This is a genomic window from Tenacibaculum crassostreae, assembly GCF_964512405.1.
Taxonomy (GTDB): Bacteria; Bacteroidota; Bacteroidia; order Flavobacteriales; family Flavobacteriaceae; genus Polaribacter; species Polaribacter crassostreae.
Map to the genome: position 1 here is coordinate 144,087 of NZ_CAZELE010000007.1, position 14,214 is coordinate 158,300.

Genomic DNA, 14,214 nt, shown 5'->3' on the forward strand with positions numbered 1-14,214 from the left:
CGTTGATAACTTCTAACAACATCAAGCTAAATTCTTCGTATTTTTACACTTTGTTTTCAATCAAAAACACTTCAAGTAATTTTTGCCCATGTTTTTAATTTTCGATACCGAAACTACTGGATTACCAAAAAGCTGGAACGCTCCAATAACCGATACCGACAACTGGCCAAGAGCCATACAAATTGCATGGCAATTACATGATGAATTAGGAAATCTTGTTGAACATAATGATTTCTTAATTCAACCTGACGGATTTAACATTCCGTACGATGCTGAACGTATTCATGGTATTTCTACAGATTTAGCAGAAGAACAAGGTATTCAACTAAGTGAAGGACTTGAATTGTTCAATAACGCTTTACAAAAAACGAAATTTATTGTTGGGCAAAATGTTGGATTCGATGTGAATATTATGGGGTGTGAATTCCATCGTTTGGGCGTTGAAAACAACTTAACCGAATTACCTGTTTTAGACACTTGTACTGAGCACACTGCCGAATTATGTCAAATACCTGGAGGTCGTGGTGGAAAATTTAAGTTACCAACTCTTACAGAGTTACACAATCATTTATTCGGAACAGGTTTTGGTGAAGCTCACAATGCAACAGCCGATGTAGAGGCAACTACACGATGTTTCTTAGAGTTAATACGTTTACGCCAGTATACCGAAGAACAGTTAGATGTTCCTTCAGATTATTTCAAACGATATACAGAGGCTAACCCAAATCCGATTCAGGTAATCGGACTTACTCACTTAAACTTAAAAAAGGAAAGTGAAAAAATTCGCAAAAGAAAATCTTCAGAAACAGAAGAAGCTACCACTATTTCTACTGCAGAAGGCTTAGCTGAACTTGAAGGTGTTCAATTTGCACATTTACACAATCATACACAGTACTCTATTTTACAATCTACCATTCAAATTGGCAATATTGTAAATGCTGCAGCTAAAGACAATATGTCGGCAGTAGCTATGACCGATACTGGAAACATGATGGCTGCATTTCATTTCGTGCAAGCAGTGTTGGGACACAACAAAGCTGCGGAAGCTGCCAATCAAGAAGCTATTGAAAAAGGTGAAGCACCTACGCAAAGTATTTTAAAACCTATAGTGGGTTGTGAATTTAATATTTGTGAAGACCACACCAATAAAAATCAAAAAGATAACGGATACCAAGTTGTACTACTTGCCAAAAACAAAAACGGGTACCATAACCTAGCAAAAATGTCTTCAATCGCTTTTGTTGATGGTTTTTATTACGTTCCTAGAATTGATAAAAAAATAGTTGAGCAATACAAAGAAGACATTATTGTTCTCACAGGAAATTTATACGGAGAAGTTCCTAGTAAAATATTAAATGTAGGTGAAACGCAAGCTGAAGAAGCTTTACTTTGGTGGAAAGAGCAATTCGGAGACGATTTGTATATCGAATTAATGCGCCACGGACAAGAGGATGAAAGAGTGGTAAACAAAACTCTTTTAGAGTTTTCAAAAAAACACAACATAAAAATAGTTGCTACCAACAACACTTTTTATTTAGATAAAGGAGATGCCAACGCACACGATATTTTATTGTGTGTTAAAGATGGTGAAAAACAAGCAACTCCTAAAGGTCGAGGAAGAGGGTATCGCTACGGATTGCCTAACGACGAGTACTATTTTAAATCGACTGTAGAGATGAAAAAACTCTTTGCCGATTTACCCGAAGCCATTATTAACATTCAAGAAATTGTAGATAAAGTTGAGCCTTTTGGTTTAGCTCGTGATGTATTATTACCTGCTTTTGATATTCCTGAAGAATTTAGAGATGAGAAAGATTTGGAAGATGGAGGTAAACGCGGAGAAAATAATTTTTTACGTCACTTAACCTACGAAGGAGCAAAAAAACGATACGGTGAAATTACCGATGATGTCCGAGAACGTTTAGATTTTGAGCTCGATGTAATTGCAAAAACAGGATACCCAGGATACTTCCTTATTGTTGAAGATTTTATTAGAGAAGCTCGTAACATGAACGTTTCTGTAGGTCCAGGTCGTGGTTCTGCAGCAGGTTCAGTAGTTGCCTATTGTTTATGGATTACCAATATTGACCCGATAAAATACGACCTACTTTTTGAGCGTTTCTTAAACCCTGAGCGTGTATCCATGCCCGATATTGATATCGATTTTGATGATGAAGGGCGAGGGCGAGTAATGGATTATGTAATTCAAAAATACGGAGCTAATCAAGTAGCGCAAATTATTACTTATGGTACAATGGCAGCAAAATCATCGGTTCGTGATACTGCTCGTGTATTAGATTTACCACTTTTTGAAGCTGATAGAATTGCCAAATTGATTCCTGGAATGAAATTGAAAAAAATCTTTTCTCTAGATGAGAAAGGGTTAAAAGAAAAACTTCGTTCTGAAGAAATTGAAATGGTAAATGAACTTAAAGCCATCGCAGACGGAAACGGATTAGAAGCAGAAACCATTAACAAAGCTCGAATTTTAGAAGGTTCGGTTCGTAACACGGGGATTCACGCCTGTGGAGTAATTATTACTCCTGATGATATTACCAAATTCGTACCTGTATCGGTTGCCAAAGATTCCGACATGTACGTTACCCAGTTTGACAACTCGGTAGTAGAAAGTGCTGGATTATTAAAAATGGATTTCTTAGGGTTAAAAACCTTAACCCTAATTAAAGATACCGTAAAAATTGTAAAAGCACGTCACGGAGTAGAACTTGATCCTGAGAGTTTTCCTATTGATGATGAAGAAACCTATGCATTATTCCAACGTGGAGAAACCGTAGGGATTTTCCAATACGAATCTCCTGGGATGCAAAAATACATGCGTGAATTAAAACCAACAGTTTTTGCCGATTTAATTGCCATGAACGCCTTGTACAGACCAGGTCCTTTAGAATATATTCCTTCCTTTATCCGAAGAAAACATGGTGATGAAGAAATTCAATACGATCTTCCTGCTATGGAAGAATACTTAGCTGAAACTTACGGAATTACAGTATATCAGGAGCAAGTAATGTTACTTTCGCAAAAACTAGCTGATTTTACCAAAGGTGAAGCCGATGTATTACGTAAAGCCATGGGTAAAAAACAAGCTGCGGTACTTGCTAAAATGAAGCCTAAGTTTGTAAATCAAGCAAAAGCTAACGGACACGATGAAAAAGCTTTAGAAAAAATTTGGAAAGACTGGGAAGCGTTTGCATCCTACGCTTTTAACAAATCGCACTCTACTTGTTATGCGTGGATTGCATATCAAACTGCTTATTTAAAAGCCCACTACCCTGCTGAATATATGGCTGCAGTACTATCCAACAATATGAACGACATTAAGTCTGTTTCGTTTTTTATGGAAGAATGTAAACGAATGGGGTTGCAAGTACTCGGACCTGATGTAAACGAATCGTATGCAAAATTCTCGGTAAACAAAGACGGCGCTGTTCGTTTTGGTATGGCGGCGATTAAAGGTGTAGGAGGATCAGCAGTAAGAGCTATTATTGATGAACGTAAAGAAAACGGGCATTATTCTTCTGTTTTTGATGTAGCCAAACGTGTAGATTTACGTGTAGCCAACAAAAAAGCTTTTGAAGGTTTGGTTTTGGCAGGCGGATTTGATTCATTTACCAATACACACCGTGCTCAATACTATGTAAAAGATGAGAAAGGGCAAACTTTTTTAGAAAAAGCTATCCGTTTCGGAAATAAATATCAAGAGAATCAAAATTCTTCTCAAGTTTCTTTATTTGGAGAAGCTTCAGAAGTTGATTTACCAGAACCTCAAGTTCCAGTATGCGACACTTGGGGAACTATGGAGTTGTTAGCCCGCGAAAAAGAAGTAGTAGGAATGTATATTTCTGCGCATCCTTTAGATGATTTTAAAAACGAAATGAACTTCTGTAACGCTACCTTAGCACATTTTAAAAATATTGCGCAATACGAAGGTTTAGGTTTATCGTTTGCAGGAATTGTTACCGATGTGCAACACCGAGTTTCAAAAGCTGGAAAAGGATGGGCTTCTTTTATAATGGAAGATTACAACGATAGTTATGAGTTTAGAATTTTTGGGGAAGATTATTTAAAATTTAAGCACTTTTTAGTTCCGAATTCTTTCTTGTTTATCAAAACTACCATTAAACCTGGATGGACAAACAAAGAAGGCGTTAAAGGCGAACCTAGAATTGGCTTTAATGAGTTTTTATTACTACATGATATCATGGATAAAATGTGTAAAAAATTAACTATTAAAATTCCGTTGCAAGAGGTAAAAGAAAACACTATTAAAGAATTGCAGCACCTTTTTGCTACTAACAAAGGTTCGCAAAGTTTATATTTTACTATTTGGGATTCTGAAGAAAAAATAGAGTTAAACTTGCCTAGTAGATCCACTAAAATAAAGGTGTCTAGTGAATTTTTAAAAGCTTTAGATGAGCAGTTTATCAATTATAAATTGAATTAACTTTTATGCTTCCTAGCTACCAAAATAGTATTGAATTATTAACACGCGTAGCTGACGCCAAGTTATTTAAAGAACTTATACTTCAACTTAATAAAGATGTTAGCCTAATTGGTATTGATATTGTTTTTTCAGAAGATTATTCACCTATACAATTAAAAGAAGAACTTCAAAAATTGATAAAAGAATTAATTCAAAACGATTATAATTCTTACACAAACCTTCTATATCGAATTGATGTTTCTGAAAGAGAAATGCAAAATATTGAGTCAACTAATATTGATGAATATTCTGAAAATGCAACCTTCTTAATTTTAAAAAGGGTTTGGAAAAAAGTATGGTTTCGAAATAATTTTTCTAGTTAATTATTTCTTCAAAAAGCTTACAACAACTTCAACTGCACTTTCTAATTCTTTAGATAATTTTGATTCGTTCCATGGATGTTTTACATTAAACACATGATCTGCTTTAGGAATAACTTCCAACTCACTTTTAGGATTCCATTCATGAAGTTCTTTTGCTTCGTTAATCGAGATTGAAGTATCTTCATCTCCATGAATAATTAAGTACGGAATGCTTAATTTTTCTACTGCCGATTGAATATGAAGTCGGTTTTTATTCGCTTTAAAATCTTCATAAAACTGATAGTAATGAGGCATTTGCTGCTTTGTTCTTCCGTTAACAACATATTTCACCCCTTTTTCTTTCCATTCTTGTAAGTCGCCAACTGTAGCTGTTCTTCTACCAAAATCACTTATACTAGCCAAAGTAATTAACTTCTTAATCCTTTTATCTTCGGAAGCTTTAATTATTGAGATGCCTCCACCACGACTATGACCTATTAAATTGATATTATTTGTATTTACAATTTTATTATTTTCGAAGTAAGACTGCACCCAACTTAATACATCGTGTAAATCATCTAATTCTTTGGTATAATTATTATTTCCGAAAGCTTCTAAATCTGAGAAATCAATTGGGTTTTCTATAGTCCCGCCATTATGAGAGAAGTTAAACTTTACAAAACAAAATCCAGCTTTAGCGATAGATTCCGCCATTAAATTCCATGCTCCCCAATCTTTAAAACCTTTATAACCATGACAAAAAACAACTACGGATTGATTTATAAATTCTTCCGAAAAAAACACATCTATTAAAATTGGTTTTTTACCAACTCTTTTTAAAACTATATTTTTTTTGATTTTCATTAATTATGATTTGATTAAAACTATTAGCTTTTAAAGAAAGAACATTCTCTTAATTACTATTCTTTAACCTTTCAATAAATTTATTCCAATAAAAATATATTAATATCATAACAACAAGAATTATTAAGCTTAAATAATCCCAAGGCCCATAATAACTCTGAACTTTTTTACCGTTTACTTTTAGTGGTCTTATTTGATTTTGAAAGTTTATTCTTCTATAAACCACAGTATCTCCTTTAGTTATAGAAAAACTCTTATATTCACCATAACTTCCTTCTAGTTTTTTTCTTTTTTGTTTTATATAAAAAGTAGTATAAGATGAAGTTTGATCATGACCTGAAAAATCAAGTTCTTCTGTTTTAAAGACTATTCCTTTTTCTAGTTTATTATTAAAAAAACTATACACATTTATGCTTACAGTCATTAACGATGATAAAAACAATGTAATTAAAACCAAATAGGTTAAAAATTTTATTATCATAATTTTATCAATTAGTTAACTCTCTAAACAAGCCTTCTAAGTTTTTGTTTTCTGTGTTTAAACCAAGAATTTTCAATCCGTTTTCTTGTGCAAAGTCAAAAATTACCGGACGCATATCTTCGGATGTATCAAAGGTTAAAATCCAGTTGTTTTCAATGGTATTTTTAAAAGCAGTTATATTAGGCAATCGTTTAATAAATTGCTCTTCTAACTTGTAATCGAAGGTTACTCGTATAATTTGCTCGTTACTTGTTTTTAATTCGGTTAACAACTTATCTGTAACAATTTCTCCTTTGTTTATAATAATTACTCGATCACAAACCGCTTCTACTTCCTGCATAATATGCGTAGAAAGCAATACGGTTTTATCTTTTCCTAATTCTTTAATAAGTTCACGTATTTCTACTAATTGATTTGGATCCAAACCTGTTGTTGGTTCATCTAAAATCAGCACTTCTGGATTGTGTAAAATGGCAGCAGCTAAACCAACTCTTTGTCGATACCCTTTAGATAATTGATTGATTTTTTTATGTGCTTCAACCGTTAATCCAACTCGCTCAATAACTTCAGCAACTTTTTCGTTATCAATTTTATGAATGGATGCTTTAAACTGCAAATATTCTCGCACATACATATCTAAATACAACGGATTGTGCTCTGGTAAATACCCTATCTTTTTTTGAGCTTCAATAGGATTTGCAACAACATCTACATCGCTGACTAAAACAGTTCCTTCAGTTGGTTGAATGAATCCTGTTAAGATTTTCATCGTGGTAGATTTTCCTGCTCCATTAGGACCTAAAAACCCAACAATTTCTCCCTTTTTAGCTTCAAAAGAAATTGTATTAACTGCTTTTTGATTTCCGTATGCTTTAGATATATCTGTAAGTTGTATTGACATAAATTATTTTCTTGTATAAGAAACGAAACTATAATCGTGTTTATTCTTCTCGTCGGCTTTAAAATCTTCTCTTGCTATTTCTTTCCAAACTTTCATATCGATTTCTGGAAAAAAAGCATCTGCTTCAAATTCTTCGTGTACAATGGTTATATCCAATCGATCAACCAAATCTTTCTCTAAGGCATATTTATAAATTTGCGCTCCACCGATAATAAAAGCATCATTACCTTCGGTTAACTCAATCGCTTCTTCTAAGCTATTCGCAATCAAACATCCGTCTTTAAAATAATCATTGCTTCTCGTAATAATTATAGAAGTACGATTAGGCAAGGGTTTACCAATACTTTCAAAAGTATTACGCCCCATTAAAATATGGTGACCCGAAGTAACTTGTTTGAATCGTTTTAAATCGGCAGGTAAATGCCAAATTAAGTCGTTGTCTTTTCCTAAAGCATTATTTTTTGCAATGGCTGCAATAAGTGTAATCATAAATTTTACTTGAAGGGTTTACATACTCTTTACCCATTCTTTTATATATCCTGTGAGATCAATTTTTTCGGTAGTTGCTTCTTCAAAAACTTCATTTTTTATATTATCAACTAATGTATGAATTGCTTTTAACACATTTTCATCATGTATATCGGCAATTTTATCATATAGTGCGTCTTTTAACGTATCTATTTCAGTGGTCATTTTTTATAGTTTTTAGCTGGTTCTTACAAATTTACTAAACAAGCTATAAAAAATAAAGTTAAATTATACCGCTACCACTCCTTTAATATGTGGATGCGGATTATAATCTACCAACTCAAAATCTTCAAAAGTAAATTCTTCAATATTTTTAATTACTGGATTTATTTTCATCTTCGGAAGTGGTCTCAAGTCACGCGACAACTGCAGTTCTAACTGCTCTAAATGATTGTTATAAATATGAGCATCGCCAAATGTATGGATAAACTCCCCTGCTTCATAGCCACAAACTTGTGCTATCATCATGGTAAACAACGCATACGACGCAATATTAAACGGAACACCTAAAAAGATATCAGCACTACGTTGATATAATTGACAAGACAACTTACCATCAGCAACATAAAACTGAAAAAATGCATGACAAGGTGGAAGCGCAGCTTTACCATTAGCTACATTTTCAGAAAATGAAACAGAAGTATCTGGCAACACTGAAGGGTTCCAAGCAGACACTAACATTCTACGACTATTTGGGTTCACCTTTAACGTTTCAATTACTTCTTTTAACTGATCTACCTCATCGCTATTCCAATTACGCCATTGATGTCCGTACACTGGACCTAAATCACCATTTTCATCAGCCCATTCATTCCAAATTCGAACTCCGTTTTCTTGTAAATATTTAATGTTGGTATCTCCTTTTATAAACCACAACAGTTCATAAATAATCGATTTTAAATGCAACTTTTTAGTCGTTACCATTGGAAAACCTTCGCTTAAATCAAAACGCATTTGATACCCAAAAACACTTTTAGTTCCTGTTCCTGTTCTATCTCCTTTCTCGTTTCCGTTTTCTAAAACATGCTTTACTAAATCGTGATACTGCTTCATTTTTTTACCCTTTGATTTTTTCAAAAATAAAAAAGCATCTATTAAAAAATAGATGCTTCTTCAAAATTATATCAATAAGTTATTAACTTTTTATTTATCTGTAATAACCAATTATCCAATTATCATTCCTGCGATTGTTGCCGACATTAACGAAGCAATTGTACCACCAATTAAGGCTTTCATACCGAACTCTGATAAGTTCTTACGTTGCCCAGGAGCTAACGAACCAATTCCTCCAATTTGAATACCAATAGAAGCAAAATTTGCAAATCCACACAACATATATGTTGCCATAATAATCGACTTGTTATATGTTAAATGTGTAGCATTTGCTACATTTTTTAAATCCGCTAATTGAATATACCCAACAAATTCGCTTGCCGCTAATTTGATTCCTAATAACTGACCCATTAACGCCATATCTTCTTTAGCCACTCCAATTAACCACATTAAAGGTGCGAAAACATATCCTAAGATAGCTTCTAAAGAAAACTTAGCATACGCAGTATTTTCAGCCATCCAAGTATTTAAAGTTGTAACGTCTCCTACCCAACCTAAAATTCCGTTAATCATCGCAATAAAAGCAATAAACACTAGTAGCATTGCTGCTACATTCATTGCTAAGTTTAACCCCTCTGTTGTTCCGTTAGCAATGGCATCTAAAATATTTGATCCTATTTTTTCTGAAGACACTTTTACATCGGTATTTACTTCTTCAGTTTGTGGATATAAAATCTTAGAAATAATAATTGCTCCTGGTGCTGCCATAACAGAAGCTGCTAATAAGTGTTTTGCGTATAACAAACGTAACGCTTCATCATCACCTCCTAAGAAACCAATATAAGCTGCTAAAACCGCTCCTGCTACCGTTGCCATACCTCCTATCATCACTAATAAGATTTCTGAACGGTTCATTTTTTCTAAGTAAGCTTTGATTAATAATGGAGCTTCTGTTTGACCTAAGAAAATATTTCCAGCTACTGATAAACTTTCAGCTCCAGAAATTTTTAATCCCTTAGATAACAACCAAGCTAAACCTTTTACCACTTTTTGAATAACACCCAAATAAAATAAAACTGATGTTAATGCCGAAAAGAAAATAATAGTTGGTAATACTTGGAAGGCAAAAATAAATCCGAAAGAATTCATATCAGACACTAAACCACTAAACAAAAACTCACTACCAGCACGTGTGAAATCTAAAACACTTACAAATAAACTTCCCACTAATTCAAATGCTTTTTGAACAAAAGGAATTTTAAGCACTCCAACAGCAATTAACAACTGAAATGCTAATCCTATCCCAACAGTTTTCCAATCAATTCCTCTTCTATTTGAACTAAACAAGAAAGCAATAATTAACAAACAAAGCATTCCTAAAACTCCTCTCCACAAACTCTGCATAGAAAATCCTTGACTTGGAATAATTTTACCTTTAGTTTGTTCAACTTCTACAACTTCTGTAGTCGTAACAACTTCAGGGCTTGTAGTGAATTTGTACAACACATTTTTTTCTGAAAGTGTTAAAGCTTCATCTGTTAATTCAACTACATTGTAATAACGAACCGTATCATTAGGTTGTTTGTAGTTAAAAATTAATAAGTTGTTTTGGTGAATATAGTTTCCTGAGGCTTGTAAACTATCTTTTTCAACTAATGAGTAGTTGAAATTTCCTTCTGATAAGTTAAAAACATCGTTAGGGTTTATCGAAACAATCGATTCTCCTTCAGTTGTAGTTATTGATGAGAAATTCCACTTTTTTTCAATACTTTGCCCTAAAGATATCATAGTAATGCAAAGCATTATGAAAGTAAATAGTTTCTTCATTTTTTTTATAAATTTAATTAAGAACGTTTGCTAATTTCATCTCTAATTCTGGCTGCCAATTCATAATTTTCATTGGTTACAGCTTCATCGAGTTGTTCGTTTAACTCTTTTAATGTTAAACTTGAATAATAATCTTCGTTTTCTTCTTCTTCAAATGAAAACTCTATTTCATCTTCATCTTCGTCTATACCTAAATCTTCTTCCAACGACAATTCTTCATCCATTTTTAAATAAATACCTGCTTTATCTAAAATATTTTCGTAGGTGTAAATTGGCGCTTCAAAACGAACCGCTAATGCTATTGCATCTGACGTTCGAGTATCAATTACTTCTTCTACTCCTTCTCGTTCGCAAATTAAACTTGAATAAAACACTCCATCTACTAATTTATGGATGATTACTTGTTTTATTACGATTGAAAATCTATCAGAAAATGTTTTGAATAAATCGTGGGTAAGAGGTCTTGGTGGACGAATTTCTTTTTCTAAAGCTATTGCTATTGATTGTGCTTCAAAAGCTCCTATTATAATTGGAAGTGTTCTAGTACCTTCCATTTCACTTAGCACTAAAGCGTATGCCCCACTTTGTGTTTGGCTATACGAAATACCTTTTATAGTTAGTTTTATCAAGCTCATTTACAATCATCAAAAAAAACAAAAACTGTCTAAATTTAGGCTCTTCGCTTAAAATTTAGACAGCCTTATTAAGTGGGCACAATTTACTAAAAATTATGAGTTGACCTCTAATTTATAGAAAAAGAAAAGTACCCCACTTTTTTATGCTTGTTTAAACGCTTTTAATTTCTCTACTAATTGCGGAACAACTTCAAAAGCATCACCAACAATACCATAGTCTGCAGCCTTAAAGAAAGGAGCTTCAGGATCAGTATTGATAACTACTTTTACTTTTGATGCGTTAATACCCGCTAAGTGTTGAATTGCACCAGAAATACCAATCGCAATATATAAGTTAGACGCTACAGGCTTACCTGTTTGACCAACGTGTTCACTGTGAGGACGCCATCCTAAATCAGATACTGGCTTAGAACATGCAGTCGCAGCACCTAAAACATCTGCTAACTCTTCAACCATTTCCCAGTTTTCTGGTCCTTTTAAACCTCTACCAGCAGAAACAACTACATCAGCATCAGCAATTGTTACTTTACCGGTTGCTCTACTGATTTCTTCAGACTTCACTCCTAACTCAGGTAAAGTTGCATCAAAACTTTCTGTAGATCCACTTACAGAATTCTCATGAGCTCCGTAAGAATTTTTAGCAACACCAACTACTTTTTTCTCAGTTGAAATTTCGGTATTGTTAAATCCTTTGTTTGAAAACGCTTTTCTCTTCACTACAAAAGGACTTGTGCTACTAGGTAATGCTACTGCATTAGACGCATATCCAGCCTCTAAAGCTACTGCTACTAATGGCGCCAAAGTTAATCCGTCAACACTTGAATCGATAATTACTGTAGATGCTCCTTTTGCATCAGCAACTTGCTTAATAATTGAAGCGTATGCTTTAGCATTGAATGATGATAAATCATTTTTTACTTCAACAACTTTTTCTGCTCCGTATGTATATAATTCAGAAGCATCTCCTCCATTAATAGTTACAACTACTAAATCGCTTCCTAATTGCTCTGCTACTTTTTTTCCGTATGAAACAACTTCAAAAGCTGTTTTTTTGAATTTCCCTTCCGATGAATCGGCAAAAACTAATACAGACATATTTTTATATTTTTTATATCATTACGAGTACAAATAACAAGATTGCTTCACTTTGTTCGCAATGACGTGTTTTAAACTTTAACTTAGATTACTTTCGCTTCGTTGTGTAATAAATTGATTAAATCATCAACATTATCAACTAACTTCACTGCTCCTTTTGGTGCTGGCTTCTCAAAATTTTGAGTTACCGTTGCAGCAGAAGCTCCCACAGGCTCAACAACACTTAAAGGTTTTTTACGCGCCATCATAATACCGCGCATGTTTGGAATACGTAAATCTTTTTCTTCTACAATTCCTTTTTGACCTGCAACTACCATTGGCAACGTTGAAGATACTTTTTCTTCACCACCATCAATCTCTCTACTTAATGTAGCATTCGTTCCATCAACCTCAACTCCAACACATCCGTTTACAAAATTGAAATCTAATAAAGAAGCTAACATTCCAGGAACCATTTGTCCGTTATAATCAGCAGATTCTTTTCCAGCTAATACTAAATCGTACCCTCCGTTTTTAACAACCTCAGCTAATTCTTTAGCAACCATCATTCCATCAGTAGGTTCAGCATTTACACGAATTGCATCATCTGCACCAATTGCTAATGCTTTACGTAAAGTTGGTTCAGTTGAAGCACCTCCAACATTTACAACTGTTACGCTTGCTCCTTGTTTTTCTTTAAACCACATAGCACGAGTTAAACTAAACTCATCGTATGGATTTATTACATATTGAACTCCGTTAGTATCAAACTTTGTATCGTTATCAGTAAAGTTGATTTTTGAAGTAGTATCAGGTACATGACTGATACAAACTAATATTTTCATATATCGTTGTTTTAAAGAAACTTAATTTTGTGCGACGAAGTTACGCATTTTTTTTAATTTATTATGCGTGCATAATAAATTTTTTATCCAACTTCAATCTGCCTCAAATTTAAGCTATTATTCTCACTTTATGATTTGTTGATTTTAAAGCTACAATATTACCCCTATTTTTATTATTTTTGCACTCTTGATAAACAACTACTTATAAAACGTATGAAAACAGTACAATTTAGAGAAGCCGTTTGCGAAGCAATGAGCGAGGAAATGCGTAGAGATGAAAGCATTTACTTGATTGGAGAAGAAGTTGCCGAGTATAATGGTGCATATAAAGCCAGTAAAGGAATGTTAGACGAGTTTGGTGCCAAACGCGTTATTGATGCTCCTATTGCTGAATTAGGCTTTGGTGGTATTGCTGTAGGATCAGCAATGAACGGTAACCGCCCTATTGTTGAGTATATGACTTTCAATTTCTCTTTAGTAGGAATTGACCAAATCATTAACAATGCTGCGAAAATCCGTCAAATGAGTGGTGGACAGTTTAACTGCCCTATTGTTTTCCGTGGCCCTACTGCTTCTGCAGGTCAATTAGCTGCAACACACTCACAAGCTTTTGAAAGCTGGTATGCTAACTGTCCTGGATTAAAAGTAATTGTTCCTTCTAATCCATACGACGCAAAAGGTTTATTAAAAGCAGCTATTCGTGATGATGATCCTGTAATTTTTATGGAGTCTGAGCAAATGTATGGTGATAAGATGGAAATTCCTGAAGGAGAATATATCATTCCTATTGGAGTTGCTGATATTAAAAGAGAAGGTACTGATGTAACAGTTGTTTCTTTTGGTAAAATTATTAAAGAAGCTTACAAAGCTGCTGATGAATTAGCAAAAGAAGGTATTTCTGTTGAAATTATCGATTTACGCACAGTTCGTCCAATGGATCATAAAGCTATTTTAGAATCTGTTAAAAAAACAAATAGATTGGTAATTTTAGAAGAAGCATGGCCATTCGGAAGTGTATCTTCAGAAATTACATTTAGAGTTCAAGATGAAGCATTTGATTATTTAGATGCTCCTATCAAAAGAATTACTACAGCCGATGCACCTGCACCATATTCTCCAGTTTTATTGGAAGAATGGTTACCAAACGCAAATGATGTTATTGCAGCAGTAAAAGAAGTGATGTATCGCTAATAATTGAAGAAA

The 14,214-nt window shown here is 33.7% G+C and carries 13 protein-coding genes; 3 read left to right on the plus strand and 10 right to left on the minus strand.

All coding sequences use genetic code 11. The annotated features are described in order from the left end of the window. Nucleotides 1-88: 88 nt before the first annotated feature. Together dnaE and ACKTST_RS10935 are read left to right on the plus strand one after the other, a co-directional pair. Nucleotides 89-4,462: a DNA polymerase III subunit alpha gene (gene dnaE, locus ACKTST_RS10930; protein ID WP_408047781.1), complete on the plus strand. Its 4,374-nt coding sequence runs from the start codon at nucleotides 89-91 to the stop codon at nucleotides 4,460-4,462. 5 nt (nucleotides 4,463-4,467) lie between these two features. Then, a complete protein-coding gene (locus ACKTST_RS10935; protein ID WP_408047782.1) occupies nucleotides 4,468-4,824 on the plus strand; it encodes a hypothetical protein in 357 nt (118 codons plus the stop codon). Here the strand turns inward: ACKTST_RS10935 and ACKTST_RS10940 are convergent, their stop codons facing one another. The 10 genes from ACKTST_RS10940 to ACKTST_RS10985 all read right to left on the minus strand — a co-directional run bounded on the left by ACKTST_RS10940 (nucleotide 4,825) and on the right by ACKTST_RS10985 (nucleotide 13,011). Continuing rightward, complete coding sequence (locus tag ACKTST_RS10940) at nucleotides 4,825-5,667, minus strand: alpha/beta hydrolase family protein (protein ID WP_408047783.1); 843 nt, start codon at nucleotides 5,665-5,667, stop codon at nucleotides 4,825-4,827. A gap of 49 nt (nucleotides 5,668-5,716) precedes the next feature. Further along, nucleotides 5,717-6,148: a hypothetical protein gene (locus tag ACKTST_RS10945; protein WP_408047784.1), complete on the minus strand. Its 432-nt coding sequence runs from the start codon at nucleotides 6,146-6,148 to the stop codon at nucleotides 5,717-5,719. A 7-nt stretch (nucleotides 6,149-6,155) separates the two neighbouring features. Further along, nucleotides 6,156-7,049 carry a gliding motility-associated ABC transporter ATP-binding subunit GldA gene (gene gldA, locus ACKTST_RS10950; protein ID WP_408047785.1) on the minus strand — a complete coding sequence of 298 codons (894 nt, stop codon included), beginning with the start codon at nucleotides 7,047-7,049 and terminating at the stop codon, nucleotides 6,156-6,158. Nucleotides 7,050-7,052: 3 nt separating this feature from the next. Next, nucleotides 7,053-7,538 carry a dihydrofolate reductase gene (locus ACKTST_RS10955; protein WP_408047786.1) on the minus strand — a complete coding sequence of 162 codons (486 nt, stop codon included), beginning with the start codon at nucleotides 7,536-7,538 and terminating at the stop codon, nucleotides 7,053-7,055. Nucleotides 7,539-7,556: 18 nt separating this feature from the next. Further along, a complete protein-coding gene (locus tag ACKTST_RS10960; RefSeq protein ID WP_408047787.1) occupies nucleotides 7,557-7,742 on the minus strand; it encodes a hypothetical protein in 186 nt (61 codons plus the stop codon). Between the two features lie 63 nt (nucleotides 7,743-7,805). After that, nucleotides 7,806-8,630, minus strand: a complete 825-nt coding sequence (locus ACKTST_RS10965) for a thymidylate synthase (RefSeq protein ID WP_408047788.1) — start codon at nucleotides 8,628-8,630, stop codon at nucleotides 7,806-7,808. 111 nt (nucleotides 8,631-8,741) lie between these two features. Beyond that, nucleotides 8,742-10,457 (minus strand): NupC/NupG family nucleoside CNT transporter, encoded by a 1,716-nt coding sequence (locus ACKTST_RS10970; protein ID WP_408047789.1) that lies wholly within the window; start codon nucleotides 10,455-10,457, stop codon nucleotides 8,742-8,744. A gap of 17 nt (nucleotides 10,458-10,474) precedes the next feature. Next, nucleotides 10,475-11,092, minus strand: a complete 618-nt coding sequence (locus tag ACKTST_RS10975) for a bifunctional nuclease domain-containing protein (RefSeq protein ID WP_408047790.1) — start codon at nucleotides 11,090-11,092, stop codon at nucleotides 10,475-10,477. Nucleotides 11,093-11,233: 141 nt separating this feature from the next. Next, on the minus strand, nucleotides 11,234-12,187 hold the full coding sequence (locus tag ACKTST_RS10980; RefSeq protein ID WP_408047791.1) for an electron transfer flavoprotein subunit alpha/FixB family protein: 954 nt from the start codon (nucleotides 12,185-12,187) through the stop codon (nucleotides 11,234-11,236). A gap of 83 nt (nucleotides 12,188-12,270) precedes the next feature. After that, nucleotides 12,271-13,011, minus strand: a complete 741-nt coding sequence (locus ACKTST_RS10985) for an electron transfer flavoprotein subunit beta/FixA family protein (RefSeq protein WP_408047792.1) — start codon at nucleotides 13,009-13,011, stop codon at nucleotides 12,271-12,273. A gap of 213 nt (nucleotides 13,012-13,224) precedes the next feature. Between ACKTST_RS10985 and ACKTST_RS10990 the strand changes: the two genes are divergently transcribed. Beyond that, the gene (locus ACKTST_RS10990) at nucleotides 13,225-14,202 is read left to right on the plus strand and encodes a pyruvate dehydrogenase complex E1 component subunit beta (RefSeq protein WP_408047793.1); all 978 of its coding nucleotides are present in this window, start codon (nucleotides 13,225-13,227) and stop codon (nucleotides 14,200-14,202) included. Nucleotides 14,203-14,214 lie beyond the last annotated feature (12 nt).